This is a genomic window from Rhodocytophaga rosea, assembly GCF_010119975.1.
Lineage (GTDB): Bacteria > Bacteroidota > Bacteroidia > Cytophagales > 172606-1 > Rhodocytophaga > Rhodocytophaga rosea.
In genome coordinates, this window is the sequence record NZ_CP048222.1 from 6858898 (window position 1) to 6877498 (window position 18601).

The 18601-nt window shown below is 41.3% G+C and carries 18 protein-coding genes; 8 read left to right on the forward strand and 10 right to left on the reverse strand.

Annotated features, from left to right (window positions below):
* Positions 1-24 precede the first annotated feature (24 nt).
* From GXP67_RS28280 to GXP67_RS28290, 3 genes are all read left to right on the forward strand, one after another.
* Positions 25-495: a DUF4920 domain-containing protein gene (locus GXP67_RS28280; protein ID WP_162446241.1), complete on the forward strand. Its 471-nt coding sequence runs from the start codon at positions 25-27 to the stop codon at positions 493-495.
* Between the two features lie 576 nt (positions 496-1071).
* Entirely contained in the window at positions 1072-1266 is a 195-nt protein-coding gene (locus tag GXP67_RS28285) for a hypothetical protein (RefSeq protein WP_162446242.1), read from the forward strand.
* A 352-nt stretch (positions 1267-1618) separates the two neighbouring features.
* Positions 1619-2293 carry a toxin-antitoxin system YwqK family antitoxin gene (locus tag GXP67_RS28290; protein WP_162446243.1) on the forward strand — a complete coding sequence of 225 codons (675 nt, stop codon included), beginning with the start codon at positions 1619-1621 and terminating at the stop codon, positions 2291-2293.
* 369 nt (positions 2294-2662) lie between these two features.
* Here the strand turns inward: GXP67_RS28290 and GXP67_RS28295 are convergent, their stop codons facing one another.
* Together GXP67_RS28295 and GXP67_RS28300 are read right to left on the reverse strand one after the other, a co-directional pair.
* Positions 2663-4039: a LutB/LldF family L-lactate oxidation iron-sulfur protein gene (locus GXP67_RS28295; protein ID WP_162446244.1), complete on the reverse strand. Its 1377-nt coding sequence runs from the start codon at positions 4037-4039 to the stop codon at positions 2663-2665.
* Positions 4040-4115: 76 nt separating this feature from the next.
* Positions 4116-5687: a M28 family peptidase gene (locus tag GXP67_RS28300; RefSeq protein ID WP_162446245.1), complete on the reverse strand. Its 1572-nt coding sequence runs from the start codon at positions 5685-5687 to the stop codon at positions 4116-4118.
* A gap of 309 nt (positions 5688-5996) precedes the next feature.
* Here GXP67_RS28300 and gcvP point away from each other — a divergent pair, with 309 nt between their 5' ends.
* Together gcvP and GXP67_RS28310 are read left to right on the forward strand one after the other, a co-directional pair.
* Positions 5997-8906: an aminomethyl-transferring glycine dehydrogenase gene (gene gcvP / locus GXP67_RS28305; protein WP_162446246.1), complete on the forward strand. Its 2910-nt coding sequence runs from the start codon at positions 5997-5999 to the stop codon at positions 8904-8906.
* A gap of 72 nt (positions 8907-8978) precedes the next feature.
* On the forward strand, positions 8979-9503 hold the full coding sequence (locus GXP67_RS28310; RefSeq protein ID WP_162446247.1) for a GNAT family N-acetyltransferase: 525 nt from the start codon (positions 8979-8981) through the stop codon (positions 9501-9503).
* A 4-nt stretch (positions 9504-9507) separates the two neighbouring features.
* Here GXP67_RS28310 and GXP67_RS28315 read toward each other — a convergent pair whose 3' ends face one another.
* From GXP67_RS28315 to GXP67_RS28340, 6 genes are all read right to left on the reverse strand, one after another.
* Positions 9508-10500, reverse strand: a complete 993-nt coding sequence (locus tag GXP67_RS28315; protein ID WP_162446248.1) for a S41 family peptidase — start codon at positions 10498-10500, stop codon at positions 9508-9510.
* 10 nt (positions 10501-10510) lie between these two features.
* Entirely contained in the window at positions 10511-11329 is an 819-nt protein-coding gene (locus GXP67_RS28320) for a hypothetical protein (protein ID WP_162446249.1), read from the reverse strand.
* A 155-nt stretch (positions 11330-11484) separates the two neighbouring features.
* Positions 11485-12075, reverse strand: coding sequence for a hypothetical protein (locus GXP67_RS28325; RefSeq protein WP_162446250.1), 591 nt, complete (start codon positions 12073-12075; stop codon positions 11485-11487).
* The gene (locus GXP67_RS28330) at positions 12072-12977 is read right to left on the reverse strand and encodes a DUF4097 family beta strand repeat-containing protein (RefSeq protein ID WP_162446251.1); all 906 of its coding nucleotides are present in this window, start codon (positions 12975-12977) and stop codon (positions 12072-12074) included. The genes GXP67_RS28325 and GXP67_RS28330 overlap by 4 nt, the downstream gene beginning before the upstream one ends.
* A complete protein-coding gene (locus GXP67_RS28335) occupies positions 12977-13681 on the reverse strand; it encodes a hypothetical protein (RefSeq protein ID WP_162446252.1) in 705 nt (234 codons plus the stop codon). The genes GXP67_RS28330 and GXP67_RS28335 overlap by 1 nt, the downstream gene beginning before the upstream one ends.
* 2 nt (positions 13682-13683) lie before the next feature.
* Positions 13684-14220 (reverse strand): RNA polymerase sigma factor, encoded by a 537-nt coding sequence (locus GXP67_RS28340; protein WP_232064636.1) that lies wholly within the window; start codon positions 14218-14220, stop codon positions 13684-13686.
* Between the two features lie 157 nt (positions 14221-14377).
* On the opposite strand from GXP67_RS28340, the gene miaA reads away from it, so the two are divergent.
* From miaA to GXP67_RS28355, 3 genes are all read left to right on the forward strand, one after another.
* On the forward strand, positions 14378-15307 hold the full coding sequence (gene miaA / locus GXP67_RS28345; protein ID WP_162446253.1) for a tRNA (adenosine(37)-N6)-dimethylallyltransferase MiaA: 930 nt from the start codon (positions 14378-14380) through the stop codon (positions 15305-15307).
* A 49-nt stretch (positions 15308-15356) separates the two neighbouring features.
* A complete protein-coding gene (locus GXP67_RS28350; RefSeq protein WP_162446254.1) occupies positions 15357-16148 on the forward strand; it encodes an FRG domain-containing protein in 792 nt (263 codons plus the stop codon).
* A gap of 177 nt (positions 16149-16325) precedes the next feature.
* Complete coding sequence (locus GXP67_RS28355) at positions 16326-16775, forward strand: hypothetical protein (RefSeq protein ID WP_162446255.1); 450 nt, start codon at positions 16326-16328, stop codon at positions 16773-16775.
* 31 nt (positions 16776-16806) lie between these two features.
* Here GXP67_RS28355 and GXP67_RS28360 read toward each other — a convergent pair whose 3' ends face one another.
* Together GXP67_RS28360 and pfkA are read right to left on the reverse strand one after the other, a co-directional pair.
* Complete coding sequence (locus GXP67_RS28360; RefSeq protein ID WP_162446256.1) at positions 16807-17283, reverse strand: LemA family protein; 477 nt, start codon at positions 17281-17283, stop codon at positions 16807-16809.
* A gap of 162 nt (positions 17284-17445) precedes the next feature.
* The gene (gene pfkA, locus GXP67_RS28365; protein ID WP_162446257.1) at positions 17446-18414 is read right to left on the reverse strand and encodes a 6-phosphofructokinase; all 969 of its coding nucleotides are present in this window, start codon (positions 18412-18414) and stop codon (positions 17446-17448) included.
* Positions 18415-18601: the final 187 nt, after the last annotated feature.

The window sequence follows — 18601 nt, forward strand, 5'->3', positions numbered from 1 at the left end:
CCATTATTTACAACCTGATCTCTTATGAAAAAAGCTTCTATACTTGTCGTTTTATTAGGGTTATTCACTTCTATCACCCTATTGGCCCAAACTACTACGCAGGAACAAGCATTTGGTAAAGCATTTTCAGCTAATAATCCCGTTCCTTTTCAGGTAATACCCGATAAACTCGCTGGTAAAGATTCTCTGCTGTTACAAACAGCCGGAACGGTGAAGGAAGTATGTCAGGCGAAAGGCTGCTGGCTGAAAGTAGATATTGGCAAAGGCCAGGAAATGCTGGTGAAGTTTAAAGATTATGGCTTTTTCGTTCCCAAAGATATTGTGGGCAAGCAAGTAATACTGAATGGAAAAGCCTTTCAGAAAACACTTACAGTAGCCCAGTTGCGTCATTATGCGGAGGATGCTGGAAAATCAGAAAAAGAGATTGCCAAAATTACTCAGCCACAGTCCTCCCTACAATTTGAAGCTGATGGTGTACTTATTAGAGAAAAATAAATATATCTATTTTATGTTTTTTATATTCTGACAACATTTTGTAGGCTTATCTTTAGAAAGCAGGGGGCATTTAGCTGTATCCCTGCTTTTATTTTTGTGATAAATAATGTCATATCTTTTTTAGAAACTCATAGTAACATCACTTTTTCTCTGCTTTATTATATTTCTGTTTTATGTGCTTACTAAAAATAGTATTCCAAAAACACAATGCACTCATTCTCTGTACTTAATAAATTGCAGAACCTCGCTGAACAAAAATATAATTTTGGAGTTATAACTTATATCCCAATAATTATTAAAAAAATTAAAATTTTTTAGACTTTTATTTGCATTGTATCATAATATTCCAATATATTGTTGCAAAATTTATAAAGCCCAATGGCATAGTTTATGCACAGATAGATAAAGAAGGGGTTGGCAAAAATGGTTTGAGAGATGTTGATTTTCGCTGAATAATTCCGGAAAAAAGCCCCTTTTTAGTGAGTGTAATATTATTTGAGTTTGTGCATACTAATTGTAATTAAAATTGGGAATATTTGAGTGTAGAAAATTAGTTTTATTATATACTAAGAAATCATGAACAGTCAACAATATATAGAAATCACAACATTGGTACAGCGTTTAGCTAAATTGATCGGTCATAGCCAGGCGCAGGCATATTATGAAAGAGTATATGGAGATGCTACGTTAATGACCCGTTATAGCTATGATTATGTAAAGGAAAAAATGAATCATAGAATTGTAGGCGAAACTTTAAAAGAGACCTACTAATCGGTAAATAAATTTATTAAATCCCGTTGAGCTTAAGCGTTCAACGGGATTTTTATTTTAGCCATTTTAATAAGAATACATTGTGATGAATCATATTATATACTCAGGTCATTAGCATATTCAGGCTTTTGTACATTCAAAATAGCTTAAAGGATGGCATCATAACTTATACATATGATTAGAATCCATAATCAGGCTGGTAAATACCTTTCCCAAGGGTACAAAAAATATCTGCTTGTTTGTTGATGAAGTATTGAATTAATAGTAAATTGTTCTGTACAGATAAAAGTTTAATTAACAGATTTGCCCTCTTTGAAATATGAATGTATACCCCTAAACCGGTTTGAAAAACATGGCTTGCAAACCTGCCTTAATCATCTTTCTGATATTGTATACTATTACTACAAGTATTCAGGCGCAGCAAATTAAAAAAAGCATCATTCTCCATGATGGCTACGATGATGATAATAATCTGGTTAGAAACCACACCGTTATACATTATCTCTATACCAGTAAAAGACTGATCGCTGGCTATGTTACCCTCGACCAGCTTGTGGAATATGCCAATAGAGACCATTTTAATAATTTCTCTGCCAGCATTCGTAGAGATACCTTATTGTACTTCCATGGTATTCTGGAAAAAGGTAAAAAGAATGGCACCTTCCTGGACCTTCCCCAGGACAATGTGTTTTATGTGTATAGCTACCAGAATGATAAACACAATGGCGAGTTTGTTGGCTACTACCATAGTGGACAGGTATATTGTAAAGGAAATTATAAACAGGGTAAACAGGTTGGGGAATACCGTCAGTATTATGCAAATGGCAAACCTTCCTTGTATAGAGCATTCGCTGATGGTGTAGAGAATCTGTTGTATCAGGAATATTATTATCAAAATGGTCAGGTTGAGTCTAAAGGTTCACTGTATAACGGTAAAAAAGTAAATGAGTGGCATTATTTCGCTTATCAGGGGAACTTGCTTCGTACAGAGTACTATAATAAGGGCAGACTGGTAAGAACAAAATAGATACTTGGAGCCCGATTGCACTCAATACTAAGTAGTTTATTCTTTTCTAAAATCCAGTTTCCATAGCAAAGCCAGGGCATTTATGCTCTGGCTTTGCTATGGAAACATCTTAAAATGTCAAGTTAACTAAATGCTAATTCAAAATGGCAAGGTTTGATATTGTAATAGAATGAGGAAGCAAATATTTACCGAAAATTTTAACACCCATCAACTGAAACAGAATTAAATTTTAGTTTTATCCCTTATTTTTTTGTTTTTATCTAAAAAAACTATATTTTCATCTAAAATCTTTTTGCAATCAACCTCTATGTGCTATTTTTACTTCGTAAGAAATAACGATAGTAATCTTTAGAGCTGGTTGAACAAAGGTTATTTATTACGTTTTTCTTTCCATAGCTGGTTGAAGGATCTTGGGGGTAAGACTGGTGTTAATCGCCGTCTTCCCCAGGTATCTTTAAAAAGAACCTTCAAAGCCATATTCTTCAAACCTGCTCCAGCTAAATTCATCAATCTTCTACTTTTCATTCCTCTTTCCCACATCTTAAAGCCTAATTTCTCAGCTTTATCTGATAAGCCTTCTACAACACTTTGCCGTCTGTTGAGCAGTAGTAAATTGTGAATGTCTATTCGTACCGGGCAAACCGAACTGCAAGCCCCACATAAGGAACTGGCATAACTTAAATGTTTAAATTCGCTCATTCCCTCCAAATGAGGGGTAATTACGGAACCAATAGGACCACTATAGGTAGATTCATAGGTATGTCCACCAATATTGCGGTATACTGGACATGCATTTAAACAGGCGCCACACCGGATACAATTCAAGGCCTGGCGTTTATCAGGTTCATTTAATAAGTTTGTTCTGCCGTTATCCAGTAACACCAAATACATCTCTTCCGGGCCATCTGTTTCTCCGGGTTGTCTGGGGCCGGAAAGAATCGTGCTATACACTGTCACCTGTTGACCAGTACCACTGGTAGCCAGCAATGGCCAGAATAGATCCAGGTCTTGTAAGCTGGGAATTACTTTTTCAATGCCTACAATGGCAATGTGTGTTTTGGGAAAAGTGGTTGATAACCTGGCATTTCCTTCATTCTCTGTAATAGCAATTGCCCCTGTATCTGCAATAATAAAATTGGCACCGCTGATTCCTATATCAGCCGTTACATATTTCTCACGCAATAGCCTGCGGGCAATCATGGTGAGTTCCTGTGGATTGTCGGTGCGGGCAGTCTTGAGCTTCTGAAAAAATAGCTCTGAGATGTCCTCTTTTGACATATGCATGGCCGGTGTTACGATATGATACGGCTTTTGTCCGGCAAGCTGTACAATATATTCTCCCAGGTCGGTTTCAACTGCTTCTATACCATTCTGCTCCAGGTGTTCGTTCAGATGGATTTCTTCCGTAGTCATAGATTTTGACTTGACTACCATCCTGGCATTTTTTCGTTCGAATATGGCAAGTATTTCTTTTATCGCTTCTTCTTTGGTTTCAGCCCATATTACTTTTCCGCCCCGTTTTTTGAAGTTTTCTTCAAACTGCAACAGATATTTATCTAAGTTTTCGATAGCCTGGGTTTTAATATAAGATGCCCGGCTTCTGGCCAGTTCATGATCCGTATACTGCCCTAAGCCCAACTTTACCGCTGTATGGTACTTAGACATATTAAAGTTGATGGTATTGCGGTGCTTGAGATCAAAAGTTTTTTTCTCTGCGGCAGTCTGGAAAAGTTCAGAAGTTTTCATAAGAAAGGGCGTAATAAGAATGATGATATAAAAAAGGCTTACCGGTTATCTGGTAAGCCTGCATACGTTACAGCTATTATTGTTTGTTGCTGTCAACCACAATTCTTTGGTCACGGTTGGCTAGCTCCCAGGCCGTATGAAACACAAGCCGGGTGATTTTTTCCATTTTTTGAAAATTAATCTTTTCTACGTCATCGCCTGGCTGGTGATAATCTTCGTGTACCCCATTGAAGTAGAAAACTACTGGTATCCGGTTCTTTGCGAAATTATAATGATCGGAACGGTAATAGAATCTATTGGGATCGTTGGGATCATTATAAGTATAATCGAGCTTTAACCTGGTGTGTGAAGCATTGGCATCCTCATTAATCTTGTGTAATTCACTTGATAGTTTATCTGAGCCAATTACATATATATAATCTGGATTGCCTTCATGCTCTTTATCTACCCGGCCAATCATATCAATATTAAGGTTGGCTACAGTGTTTTGAAGTGGAAAAACCGGATTTCTGGTATAATAATCTGAACCCAACAAGCCTTTTTCTTCAGCAGTAACTGTCATAAACAACATGCTCCTCCGGGGCCCATTTCCTTCAATTTTGGCCTGGGTAAAGGCTTGTGCCAGTTCGATCACAGCCACAGTACCTGAACCATCATCATCTGCACCATTATAAATTTTGCCGTCTTTTATTCCTTCATGGTCATAATGAGCCGTCACTACAATAATCTCATCTTTTTTATCTGTTCCTTCTACAAGTCCCAGTACATTTTCGGTGCCTACCATTGCCTCTTTCCGTTCAGCTTTGATCGTAATTGAAGCAGGATTGATGGATGGTTTTTTCCGGCGACTGATGCGTTTCTGCTGTTTTTTAAGCTTATCCGGGCTTACGTTTAGTATATCAGCAGCTGTTGACGGTGAAACGAACATAGTGCCTGTATTTAGTTTCTTTGCATCCGGAAAGCCTAACGTAGGGTGCATAAAAGAATTGCGGTAGTTATTGAGCGTTTTATCCAGGGCATCCTGATCTTTAGTAACTACAATCACATAACTAGCTCCTTTTTGTCTGGCGAGCGCTGCTTTTTTCTGGTAACTGGCTGCCCATTCAGATTCTGTGGAAGTGCCGCTTACCAGGCTGTTTCCTTTTTTATCTTTGGGTTCGCCACTCCAGATCAGCACCGTTTTGCCTGCTACATCAATATCATTATAATCAGAATACTTGTCGGTTTCAATGCCATATCCCACAAAAACCACTTCAGTCTGAATAGCTTCTTGAATGGTAACATCGCCTAGGAAAAAGAAATCTTTAAGAAATTCTTTTTTGCCTTTGGCCGTTTCTACAAATACCTCTCCCCAGCTTCTGCGGACAAGTTCAAATGGCTGGTAATAGCTTTTAGCATTATCTGAATTGGTGACAACCGGCTGCAACCCATAGTCAAAAAATTCGCCGGCTATATAGTTTGCTGCCATTTTCTGCCCTTTTTCACCGGTTTCCCGGCCTTGTAAGCTATCTGAGGCAATAATGTGCAAATGTTTAGATAGATCTCCGGCAGTAATGGTAGCTGCATATTCTACCGCTTTAGAAGACTGCTGGCACAAACCGGCAAAGCCTGAGCCTGTTAGCAGCAACAGCATGATTGTTTTTTTCATATATAAGAGTAAAGATATTTTTTCAGTGATATGCAATATACGAGCAAAGCCTCTAACACACCTATGGCTTTATCCAAAATAATTGTTTAGCCTAGAGGCCAATGGCAGCAAATAATATTCCACTCGCTTAAAATAATCATGCTTTTTGAGTAGCATTTACCTGCATGGCTACTAATATTCATTTCAGTAAAAACCAAAACTGTAGTATATTTGTTGATAAATCGAACTTTAATTAGACCATCTTTCTCCTGAACACTTATAGCTCACATCTTGTTTTAAATCAACATTCATTTTCATTTAACCATACACATGAAGATTAACTTAACTCATTCGGAGGCCTTCGAAAGCAGGCATAATGGGCCTGATGCGTCACAAGTGGAAGAAATGCTACGCACCATTGGCGTTGATTCTCTGGAAACTCTCATCGCACAAACAGTTCCGGGCACCATCCGGTTAAAAAAAGAATTAAACTTGCCTCTTCCTAAAACTGAGGATCAGTTTCTGAAAGATTTTAAAAAAGTTGCTCATCAGAACAAAGTTTTCAAATCATATATTGGTTTAGGTTATCATGATTGTATTGTTCCCAAAGTGATTTTGCGGAACATTATGGAAAATCCGGGTTGGTATACCGCTTATACACCTTACCAGGCTGAAATTGCCCAAGGCCGCCTGGAAGCCTTACTTAATTACCAGACAATGGTGATTGACCTAACCGGAATGGAAATAGCCAATGCCTCGCTCTTAGATGAGGCTACTGCCGCCGCCGAAGCCATGACGTTAATGCATGCGCTCAGAAAGGGAAGCCGGAAAGAAGCGGATGTATTTTTTGTGTCAGACTTGGTATTGCCGCAAACCATTGATGTATTACGGACCAGGGCTATTCCACTGGGTATTGAAATTAAAACCGGCAGCCATATTTCTGCTGACCTGACGGATACTTCTATTTTCGGCCTGTTACTCCAGTATCCTGGCCATAATGGTACCGTATACGATTATACTTCCCTGATTGCTACAGCCCACGAACTGGATATTACGGTTGCCGTTGCTGCCGATTTATTAAGCCTTACTTTATTAACTCCTCCCGGTGAAATGGGGGCAGATGTGGTGGTAGGTTCTTCACAGCGTTTTGGTGTACCGATGGGATATGGCGGTCCACATGCAGCTTTCTTTGCCACTAAAGATGCGTATAAACGCTTGATTCCAGGCCGGATTATTGGTGTTTCTGTTGATGCTCAGGGAAACCGGGCTTTACGTATGGCCTTGCAAACCCGGGAACAGCACATCCGCCGCGAAAAAGCTACTTCTAATATCTGTACTGCACAGGTTTTATTATCTGTAATGGCCAGTAGTTATGCCGTGTATCATGGCCCTAAAGGGATTCGCACCATTGGCGAAAGGGTGTATGGCCTGACCAGCTTACTGGCAACTAGTCTGAAAAAACTCGGTTTTGCCATCGAAAATGAAGTGTACTTTGATACCCTCAAAATTGCAGTGAAGAACAATGATCAGAAGGAAGCGGTTGAAAAGATGGCGGTTGCCAATGAACTAAACTTCCGTTATTTTGAAGATGCCTACATTGGAATTTCTATCAACGAAACCACAACAATTGATGATGTGGAACAGATTGTTGAGATATTTGCAGAAGCCTGTAACCTGCGGGTAGATTTTGATATAATTGGTCTTGCCAATAGCATTACATTAACTATTCCTGACACACTTACCAGGCAATCAGCATATCTGCAACATCCGGTTTTCAATAAGCACCATTCCGAACATGAAATGCTGCGGTATATGAAATCGCTGGAAAATAAAGATCTTTCTCTGGCACATTCCATGATTCCGCTGGGTAGTTGCACCATGAAACTGAATGCTACCGCTGAAATGATCCCGGTCACCTGGCCAGAATTTTCAAACATCCATCCGTTTGCGCCAGTCGAGCAAACCGGAGGCTATCAGCAGATTTTCCGTGATTTGAATGCCTGGCTCTGTGAAGTAACTGGTTTTGCGGCGATGTCATTACAGCCTAATTCCGGTGCACAAGGCGAGTATGCCGGTTTAATGGTCATCCGGGCCTATCACTTAAGCAGGGGAGATGTGCATAGAGATGTAGCCCTCATTCCTTCTTCTGCACACGGAACGAACCCAGCCAGTGCAGTAATGGCCGGAATGAAGGTGGTAGTTACTAAAACTGACGAAAGAGGCAATATTGATGTAGCGGACTTAAAACAGAAAGCCATTAAATACAAAGATAATTTGTCTTGCTTAATGGTGACATATCCATCAACCCATGGCGTATTTGAAGAAAGTATTCAGGAAATCTGCCAGCTGATTCATGAAAATGGCGGACAGGTATACATGGATGGAGCGAATATGAATGCCCAGGTAGGTTTAACCAGCCCGGCAACCATTGGCGCAGATGTATGTCATTTGAATTTACACAAAACCTTCTGTATCCCTCATGGCGGTGGTGGTCCGGGAATGGGTCCGATCGGAGTAGCAGCCCATTTAACACCTTTCCTGCCCGGACATGCAGTAGTACAAACTGGTGGAGAAAAAGCCATACATGCCGTTTCGGCTGCTCCCTGGGGGAGTGCAAGTATTCTGCCTATTTCCTATGCCTATATTTCAATGATGGGCGGCGAAGGCTTAAGAAGAGCTACTGAAATGGCTATTCTGAATGCCAATTATATCAAAGCCCGTCTGCAAGAACATTATCCGGTATTATATGCAGGCAGCAATGGCCGCTGTGCCCATGAAATGATCATTGACTGCCGGAGTTTTAAGCAATTTGGGGTGGAAGTAGAAGATATTGCCAAACGACTGATGGATTATGGGTTCCATGCGCCAACGGTTTCCTTCCCAGTAGCCGGTACGCTGATGATAGAGCCAACGGAAAGCGAGCCCAAAGAAGAACTCGACCGTTTCTGTGAAGCCATGATCAGCATCCGGGAAGAAATCCGGGAGGTTGAACAAGGCAAAGCCGACAAACAGCAGAATGTATTGAAACTCGCTCCGCATACTGCACAAGTTGCCTTAGTCGATTCCTGGACAAGACCTTATAGCCGTCAGAAAGCTGTGTATCCGCTGGAATGGGTAAAAGCCAGCAAATTCTGGCCATCTGTCAGCCGTGTAGACAATGCTTATGGCGACCGGAACCTCGTTTGTTCCTGCGTGCCGGTAGAAGAATATGCAGCGAAGCCAGAAGAAGTAGTAGCGTAACCAATAGATTTTTTATATTTATGAAAGGACAGCTTATCTGGCTGTCCTTTTTTGTATAACATCCCCGAATTTATGACTCCAATCCTACGAAGTGCCACAATAGAAGATATTCCACAGATACATTCACTCTACAGGGAAGTGGCCAGCAACGTTGGCGGACTGGCCAGAGAAGCAGATGAAATCACCATGGAGTATGTAGCCAATAATGTAATGAAATCCCTGAAAACCGGAATCATCCTGATAGCCCAGCATCCACAGGAAATAACCATTATGGGAGAAATTCATAGCTATGCCTTAGAACCCAGGGTATTCAGCCATGTGTTGAGTGAACTTACGATAGCCGTTCATCCCCAGTTCCAGGGCATGGGTCTGGGCAGAATGTTATTTCAACACTTATTGCAGGAAGTAGAAAATACCCGGAATGATATTCTCCGGGTGGAACTGATCGCCAGAGAAAGTAATACAAAAGCCATCCATTTTTATCAGCAATTGGGTTTTCAAATTGAAGGCAAACTGAACAGGCGCATAAACAGCCGAAATGGCTCTTACGAAGCAGATATACCCATGGCCTGGTTTAATAAATATTTTAAAGGATAAACATTTAGAATTCCTGCAAGGCTCGCTCAATAATAGTATCTATTCCAGCATTTACATCTTCTGTCTTTAGCGAAACAGCAATATCTGGCGGAATGCCATGTTCGATATTGAATCCATTCGGTAACAGGCAAACGGACGATGAATAATTTACATGAAAGCCATTTGGTAATTCTGAACCTGCTGGTACGCCACCTCCGCCTCCGGTCTGGTCGCCAATTAGCGTAATGCCTGCAGCTTTGCACATGGCTGCAAAGTAATTGGCTGCACTATAGCAGCGCCGGTTCGTAAGTACCACTATCTTCTTATCAAATCTGATTTTTTCGAAATCTGGGTCCAGATATACCTGATTGAATGGTTCAAACTCATTCCGTCCCGGACCACTTTTAAAAGCGTTCTGATACAGAAATGTTCTTTCATTAATGATTCTTTCCAGGATAGCAAAACCATTAGCCGGATTTCCGCCTTCATTTCCCCGGATGTCAATAATAAGGCCTTTGGTATTCTTAAACCGGTTAAACACATAATCCAGATCTTGAGACGAAATAGGAACCTGAAAGGAGCCATAATAGATATATCCAACATCTTGAATAATGGTATTGATCAGTGGAATGGTGATGTGATAATCTCCCCAATACTTGCGAATTAATAATTCCTTATCGATGTTGGCCGGATAATCCAGAAACCAGTTTTCATATTTAGAAATATTAAACTCTGAACGGAGATTCACATGGCCATCCCGCAAGGTATTGAGCATGGCGGCCATTACATCAAAGAGTTCTTCCCGGCCCATATCCTGGCGGATCTGTGGCCGGTATACCCGGTATATAGAATCCCAATTGATGCCTTTATATTCGAAAAAAGGGTATTTTTTATCCAGCTCCTGCCAGAGAATATCAAAATTCGTAACAGGATCATTGGTGGGATTTTTCTCAATAAATACCTCTTCACAGCCAGCCAGCAACAGAAGAAGCGAGAAACAAGTCATTATCTTTTTCATAGAATCTACTTTATAAATTAACCAGTAATGAAAACCGAAGGGTATGCGAAGCTGCTTTTATAGGCACTGTAAAAGCAGCGCTATAGGCTTGCCATTCGTAGGTGAGCCCAAGTTGATTAGTTGCCCGGATGGGATAGAATAAACTATTCCGGATGATGATCCGCTGAAAAGAGCCAAAACTGTGGAAACTAGCCCGCTGGTACGCATCTTTTATAGGATTATTTCCCCCAGGTTCAATCAGATCAAAGGTATTCATGTAATCTGGCCTGGTACCAAAAGAAAGCACCGGAATACTGATGCGGTGATAATGTTTTACTTTTTTGTTGCCTATCTGGAAAGTTCTCAGGAAAGCGCCACTGATGCCCAGGGAATGAAAATTATCATATACAATGGCGCTATTATCTAACTGAGGCGCATAGCGGATATCAAGAAAGGTATGCTGGGAAGCACCCAGATAAAATGCTTTATTACCAAGCTCTTTTTCCCTGAATATTTTCCGCAGGTGCACATAATCCAGGTCAAAGCGGAACATGGTAGCCTTCATAGGAAGATAGCCTTTAGCATTGTTAGAACGGATGGTTGCAAATTGCAAAGGCAGGTACCATTCAATTAATTTCCTGTCTGATTTTTCTTTCCATATTCCAAAAGACAAAGTAGGTAACACTCCCTGATAGCGGACAAAAGACATGGCATCGTCTTTCACCTGATGATAGGTAAGTCCCGGACTTAACTCCAGGTAAGTAGATTTCTCAGGAAGATCAGTCTGGGCATTTGCCTGTACAAAAATGAAAAAGCATAGCCCGGTATATAAAATATATATACTTTTCATAGCCAATAATTTAAAATGGAAAAATGGTTAGGTTAACAGCATCAGAAACAACTTTACATACGATACACACCTATTGAAAAGGTTAACTTAAAAAGCGATTCCCAGTTGAATTCCGGCAATAAGCTCCATCCTTCTTTTCTGTTCCGGATATTTTTTTATTCTGCCCGAAATTCCGGCATTAGCATCAATATATCCCAGGAAAATATTCTCCGTTGGATTCCATACAGGAGTTGCAACGCCACCTGCTGCTGGTCTTTACCAGGCCGGGTGCGGGCGATAAGCTGTGGACTTAGATAGTTAGCCGAAAAATTATTGGCACTTTTTCCTTTCAGAATCCGGCGGTTCAAATTATAATAATAACGTACTCCCCCCAGTATGCCTATATCCCGGACTTCTCTGGTGTCAGCCTGTATGGTAGTTCCAGCAATCCAGGACCAGTCTGGCCTGAACTTTTTCTCCACGGAGAGCCGGATTACATTATTCACATTACGGGCCGTAGAATCGTTTTTCCCGCCGAAAGACAATCCATATAAGGCCGGGCCTAAGAGATCAATTTTAAACAATACCAGTTCTTCCGACTGCACCCGGATGATCTGGTTGTAGGAGCGAAGTAGTCCCGAAAACTGGGTAGAATCCATCTCTTCCTCTCCGGACTGTAGCGTAACTTTTTCCTGTGCCACGGCGAGTTGCAGGCTGATCACTACACCTGCTATAATACTTAGCATCCGCATAAATAATCGCTTCATTGTCCCTGTAAAGTAATCGTTCCAAATGTTGTTTTAACCTGTACAAGAGGTAATCCTGCCTGCGCAGATTGCCAGCTGGCCATGCTGGATGTATGCTGTACCAAAGATGTATTTATATGATCGGGAATGGTGATTTCTCCAAACTCCGAAGTAAAGCGGTACTGATATTGCCTGGTTTCTTTCACCATAAGGCTGATATCCGATTTAGCTGCATCAATACGCAAGGATTTTACTCCATTCAAACTACTTAGAATAATATCTCCCAGATTATTTGTCAGAGTAATATCTCCACTGATGCCATCCATACTTGTTTTGGTATGATCTAAGCTGCCCTGTATATGGCCACTTATATTTTTTGCGGTAAAATCACCGAAATAACTTTTTATATGTACCTTTCCCTGAATGGCAGAAAGCAGAATGTTACCATACCTGGAGGAAAATGTAAGTTTACCCTGCAGGCTCTCCATCTGAATCGAGCCATAGAGGTTGGCGATAGAAACAGTAGCTTCCTGGGGCAGCCATATTTCGTATTCTGCCAGCAACAGCGCTTGTATGTCTTTTTTGCCTTTAGGCAGTACAAAATAGTTTTTGATATGCAGGGTTTCTTTCTTTTTTTCTAGAATATACCGCTGGTAGTCCAGTTCCTGCCTGGCTGTTTCCTGGGAAGGTGCTTTAGAGATAAGTTTAAGGATGACTTTTACCTCTTTCTGGTTCCAGCCTTTTACCTGAATGTTTGCTTTTTCTCCTTCAATCTCAATCTTTTCTCCTGCTTTATAGACAAATTGCTGTTCAACCGTTTTGGTCACCACTTGCACTTTGGTCTGGGCCAACAGTTTGTTTTCTGGCAGTAGCAACCAGAGTATAAAGAAGACAAATCCTATTTTAAATCCTGGAGATTTCATTAGCTGAATAGTTGCTGTATCAATTTTTTGCCTACTTCGGTTTGTTGCTTTTCAACCCGTATCAGATACCGTACAAGATCAGGCTGATTCTGGTGGAGGTGTAATTGCGTTTCTAATTCACTTTTCGCTTCCTGCAGCTGTAAATATTCTTCGTATAAACCCTTAAACTGAGGTTCCTGGCATTTCTCAGCCACCTGTACACAATGCTGCCGGATAAAATCCAATACTTCATCTGTCGTATCTGTTGTTTCTGCGGCTTGTCTGTAATCCAATGGTGTAAGTACTTCCTGGCTATAGGTGATTTGAATCTGCTCTTCGTTGCCTGATGATTGTTGCACCCAGAAAAATCCGATGAGTAGTAGCAGGGAGGCGGCAATGCCACTTGTCCAATACCAGATATTCCTGCTTTCTTCCTTCTTCCCTTCTACACTATCAATGAGTTGATCAAATACATCTTTCTTTACCTGATGTTGTGGCAATGCTGAGATTGCCTGGCTCAATATTTTTTGTTGTGTGTGTGCTAAGTCTTTCAAATTGGCTTGTACCTTCGCTAAGTGCACATCCAAAGTTGCAGCCTCCGGAAATGAATATTCCTCACTTTTTTCCAAACCCTCTTCTACTTTTTGCCATACAGCATCTGGAGCCTGATAAATAGATAGCTGTGCAATGGTTTTATGCAGAATAGGAATATTTTTTTCTTTCATAATTAGTCTATAAACTCTCTCAATAATCGTTGTAACATCCGTTTTGCCTGGTATAACTGAGATTTGGAGGTGCCTTCTGCAATGTGCAATAGCTCACCCACTTCCCGGTGTGTATATCCTTCCACTTCAATGAGTAGAAATATATTCCGGTAGCCTTCCGGTAACTGCCGGATGGCTTTCTCCAGATACGCTCCGGTCAGGTTTTCATCCCAGGTAACCAGCGGTGTTTCTACTCCCAATTCATCAGCCGGTTGCCAGCTTATGGTTTTCTTCTGCCGGGATAGTCCGGAGCGAATGACGATTGTTTTAATCCAGGCACCCAGTGACGATTTACCCATGTAAGCCGGCAAACTTTTAAATACTTCAATAAAAGCATCCTGCAAGGCATCAGCCGCTTCATTTTCATCTGCCAGCATCCGGAAAAGCAAGGTATACATGGCATCTTTATATTTATCATATAATGCCCGTTGTGCCTTCCTTTCCTGTCGCAGGCAGTTCCGTAAAAGTTCAAGCTCGTATGGGTCTTGTTGATAACTCAATGCTTTAGGGTAACCTTCTGCCCTAAAGTGCTTATTTTTTATAAAAGGGTTGTATGGAGTAAGAAATTTTTTAGAGGTATTTTATAAACGGAGTGTTAACAATCTATTAAACTTTATTCACAACGCTAAAAAAGGCAGCGAAAGGGTAACTTGCAGCATGAATGATCCAACCAAAAACCTGATTGTAGTAGTAGGACCAACGGCTGTAGGAAAAACAGATCTGTGTGTGCGGCTGGCAAAGCAATTAGGTGCAGAAATTATTTCGGCAGATGCCAGGCAGTTTTTCAGGGAAATGAATATAGGAACCGCTAAACCAAGCCTGGAAGAAAGGGGAGGAGTATCCCACCACCTGATTAATTCGCATAGCATTGTAGATAGTTACAATGCCGGTGATTTTGAAAGAGATGCCTTACAGATCCTGGAGCAATTATACAAACATACAAATGTGGCAATTGTAACTGGTGGATCAGGATTGTATATAAAAGCGCTTTGTGAAGGAATGGATGAAATGCCTGAAATAGAGGAAAGCATTCGGGAACAGTTAAATACTATCTATATGAATGAAGGTTTGCCGGTATTGCTCTCCCAGTTAGACCAGCTCGACCCGGAATATGCAGCTAGTGTAGACCGGGCTAATCCGCAGCGTATCATCCGGGCGCTGGAAGTCTGCCTGGCAAGCGGAAAGCCATATTCCTCCTTCCGCAAAAAAAGTAAAGCGATCCGTCCGTTCCGGTTCACTAAGATTGGTTTGCAACGCAACCGGGAAGAATTGTATGCACGTATTGATGCCAGGATGGATGCAATGCTGGCAGAGGGATTAGTTGAAGAAGTGAAGCGTTTACAACCGTACCGGATGCAAAATGCCTTGCAAACGGTAGGTTATACAGAGGTGTTTGACTTTCTGGATGGCAAATACGATGAAACGGAAATGATACGCTTGTTAAAACGCAATTCCCGGCGCTATGCCAAACGGCAGATCACCTGGTTTTCCAGAGATCCGGAAATCCGGTGGTTCCATCCCAGCGACTATACTCAGATTATTGCGTATATACAACAGGAACCAGGGGCAATGAAACCTGGAACCTAAGAACCAATACGATTCGACTATAAATTAATTTTTTGCTGCGTTTACAGCTATGAAAACCGATAAAGATATTTATGTACACAACTGGCAGGAATTACAGGAAGCTTTATTCCAGGACTCATTTGATAAACGTATAAACCGCCACCGGTCATCTTATGTGTACCGGGGCATGTACAACAAAGATTTTGACCTGCGTACCAGCCTTATTCGCCTGGGAGGTTCATTTGACCAGTTAGAACCTCATTTGCTGCGTAATTTTAAAAAATATGCCCATAATAACGCTTCTCCAGGTCATTCTGTCTGGAACTGGCTGGCAGTAGCACAACATCATGGCTTACCTACACGCCTGCTCGACTGGACTTATTCGCCCTATGTAGCGTTGCATTTTGCGACAGCCAATACGGCCCAGTTTAAAACAGATGGCGCCATCTGGTGTGTAAACTATGTAAAATCAAATCAGTATTTGCCCAAGGCTTTGAAAGAGGCAATTGAAAATGAAGGTTCAAATGTATTTACACCGGAAATGCTGGAACCAGTATGTGCTTCTTTAAAGCAACTGGCTGCTTTACAGGAAGAGGAGTTTGTCTTGTTTCTGGAGCCTCCTTCGCTCGATGGGCGGATTATCCACCAGTTTGCCTTATTTTCTATGATGTCGAAGGTAGATGCCATGCTTAGTACCTGGCTCATGGAACATCCCGAGTTATTTTTCCGCATTATTATTCCGGCTTCCTTAAAATGGGAAATTCGTGATAAACTTGACCAGGCGAATATTACCGAACGGGTATTATTTCCCGGATTAGGAGGATTAAGCCAGTGGCTGAAACGCCATTATACTACTATTTAAATACCTGGATGGTTATATTGTTTGATGGCTGATCATTAAAATCAGAGATTTCTATTTTTATTCATCTGCCTGCAACCTTTTTATTCAGAAAGCTTATACTAATGATGAGGTTTGATAAAAGCAGCTTTTCTGACTAATTTAACCATCCAACTATTCAACCATCAAACCATTAAAGCTATGAAAGCAACACAAGTGATCGGAAGCGGGCTGGCGGGTGCCATTGCCCTCAATATATTGCACGAAACCGCCAGACGGTTTATTCCACAAGCCCCCCGTATGGATATTTTAGGAATGCGGGCTATTTCAAAGCTGATGCAGAAAGCAGATGCACCACCTCCTCAGGGAGAAAAGCTCTACTGGCTGGCAATAGCCGGGGATGTTATTTCCAATGCAGCCTATTACAGCCTGACAGCTTCTGATAAACCGAAGAATGTATGGCTGAAAGGTGCGCTGCTAGGTTTGGGAGCCGGTTTAGGCGCAGTAACCCTACCTGGCCCTATGGGATTAGGCACCCAGCCAAGCGGACGTACCAATAACACTAAAATAATGACGGTTGCCTGGTATCTGGCTGGCGGACTAGCAACAGCTGCTGCATTCCAATTATTGAAAAGAGTAAGTCAAAAGTAGAAAAAGGCTTTTCTTTCAGATAGATGGAGTATTATCTGTTTTCAGATACAGATTTGAATCCGGAAAGCGTAGCAACAATTCGGGAAGGCATCCGGTTTACCAGTTTATTATATACCAGAATGCTTTGTTGTAGTTTTCGCTGGGCATAATACAAATGAAAATCGGTGTCTTCCAGTCTGTTTAATAAGGTATCCACTTCGGCATGGTTTTGCAAACCTACGGTTTGTTGGAGGCGGAGTTTTACATCTGTACTGAGTTGCTTTGTTTTAACAGACCTGGCCGTGGGAATCTGTTGCAGTTGTAGTGATAGTTCAGGATCAATAATGGATAATTGGCTAAGTAATTTTTCTAAGGCAGCAAGAATGGCATGCCGGCGCTTTTCCAGCTCTTTGCTTTCCTCTTCCATTTTCCGGATTTGATCCCGCCTGGTAAGTAAACTATTATAATTTACTACTGCCCATAGCAGTACAAAGCCGAAAATAGCAACAGCAATTGGCAAAAAGCCCATGATTCTATACGTTAATTGGCGGGATGGTTAACAGTTGAGCAATTTGCTCACTTATACAAACAAGAAGTGAAATTACGGAATGACAGGATTACAGAAGGTTTGAATTGCTGAATTATATTATTTTATTCACTCATTCAGACCTTCTATAATTCAGTAATTCACTTACACACTCAGAATCCTTACCATCCGGATCAGGTCGTCGCTGATAGGTTTAAGTTTAGTAATGGTATCTTTAAAAGGCGTATAAACGAGTTGATTATTTACAATACCAGCCATTACACACTTTTGCCCATTGATTAAGCCTTCCAAAGCACCCAGACCTAAGCGGCTGGCCAGAATCCGGTCGAAGGCGGTGGGAGCGCCACCCCGTTGTACGTGGCCAAGGTTCGTAATGCGAATATCAGCATCTTCAAAAATAACTTTAATCTTGCTTCCTATTTCAGTAGCCCCTCCTTCTTCTCCTTCGGCCACAATAATAATAGAAGATGTTTTAGAACGGTTCCAGCCTTGTTTTAAGGTTTCAATTACTTCTTCCAAAGGAGTAAAAGTTTCAGGTACCATCACTAGTTCAGCTCCCCCGGCAATCCCAGACTGAATGGCGATATATCCGGAATCCCGGCCCATTACTTCAATAAAAAAGATACGATCGTGGGAGTCAGCCGTATCCCGTATTTTATCGATGGCATCTAAGGCAGTATTTACAGCGGTGTCATAGCCAATGGTATAGTCTGTACCGTACAAATCATTGTCGATAGTGCCGGGTGCGCCTACTGTTGGAATGCCATATTCTTCATAAAAAACCTGGGCCCCGGTAAAGGTTCCATTTCCCCCGATAGCCACCAGACCTTCAATCCCTAAATTCTGCAATTGCTCGTGAGCAATGGCCCGGCCTTCTTTGGTCCGGAATTCTTTACTGCGGGCAGATTTAAGAATGGTACCTCCTTTTTGAATGATATTGCTGACAGAATATGATTTCATGGGCGTAATTTCACCTCGGATCATGCCATCGTATCCGTGCCTGATCCCAAATATTTCGATGCCATAATAGATAGCACCCCGTACGGCTGCCCGGATACAGGCATTCATGCCTGGTGAATCACCTCCTGAAGTAAATACAGCTACTTTTTTCATGTTTTATGCGTTGATATTATTGCCTGATTAGAGTATGGTCAATCATTATTGGTCAGTATACGGAATCGTTATTTAGTTTCAATACATTAAATTGATTAATAATAAAATAACCAAGCAACTGTTCCTTAAAACACCAATGACTATCGACTTTATTTATATTATCCAGTTTATGTTTTCTGCCTTTAAC

Coding starts and splice junctions, on each gene's coding strand:
- GXP67_RS28280 (WP_162446241.1), top strand. CDS start 25: ATGAAAAAAGCTTCTATACTTGTCGTTTTATTAGGGTTATTCACTTCT.
- GXP67_RS28285 (WP_162446242.1), top strand. CDS start 1,072: ATGAACAGTCAACAATATATAGAAATCACAACATTGGTACAGCGTTTA.
- GXP67_RS28290 (WP_162446243.1), top strand. CDS start 1,619: ATGGCTTGCAAACCTGCCTTAATCATCTTTCTGATATTGTATACTATT.
- GXP67_RS28295 (WP_162446244.1), bottom strand. CDS start 4,039: ATGAAAACTTCTGAACTTTTCCAGACTGCCGCAGAGAAAAAAACTTTT.
- GXP67_RS28300 (WP_162446245.1), bottom strand. CDS start 5,687: ATGAAAAAAACAATCATGCTGTTGCTGCTAACAGGCTCAGGCTTTGCC.
- gcvP (WP_162446246.1), top strand. CDS start 5,997: ATGAAGATTAACTTAACTCATTCGGAGGCCTTCGAAAGCAGGCATAAT.
- GXP67_RS28310 (WP_162446247.1), top strand. CDS start 8,979: ATGACTCCAATCCTACGAAGTGCCACAATAGAAGATATTCCACAGATA.
- GXP67_RS28315 (WP_162446248.1), bottom strand. CDS start 10,500: ATGAAAAAGATAATGACTTGTTTCTCGCTTCTTCTGTTGCTGGCTGGC.
- GXP67_RS28320 (WP_162446249.1), bottom strand. CDS start 11,329: ATGAAAAGTATATATATTTTATATACCGGGCTATGCTTTTTCATTTTT.
- GXP67_RS28325 (WP_162446250.1), bottom strand. CDS start 12,075: ATGAAGCGATTATTTATGCGGATGCTAAGTATTATAGCAGGTGTAGTG.
- GXP67_RS28330 (WP_162446251.1), bottom strand. CDS start 12,977: ATGAAATCTCCAGGATTTAAAATAGGATTTGTCTTCTTTATACTCTGG.
- GXP67_RS28335 (WP_162446252.1), bottom strand. CDS start 13,681: ATGAAAGAAAAAAATATTCCTATTCTGCATAAAACCATTGCACAGCTA.
- miaA (WP_162446253.1), top strand. CDS start 14,378: ATGAATGATCCAACCAAAAACCTGATTGTAGTAGTAGGACCAACGGCT.
- GXP67_RS28350 (WP_162446254.1), top strand. CDS start 15,357: ATGAAAACCGATAAAGATATTTATGTACACAACTGGCAGGAATTACAG.
- GXP67_RS28355 (WP_162446255.1), top strand. CDS start 16,326: ATGAAAGCAACACAAGTGATCGGAAGCGGGCTGGCGGGTGCCATTGCC.
- GXP67_RS28360 (WP_162446256.1), bottom strand. CDS start 17,283: ATGGGCTTTTTGCCAATTGCTGTTGCTATTTTCGGCTTTGTACTGCTA.
- pfkA (WP_162446257.1), bottom strand. CDS start 18,414: ATGAAAAAAGTAGCTGTATTTACTTCAGGAGGTGATTCACCAGGCATG.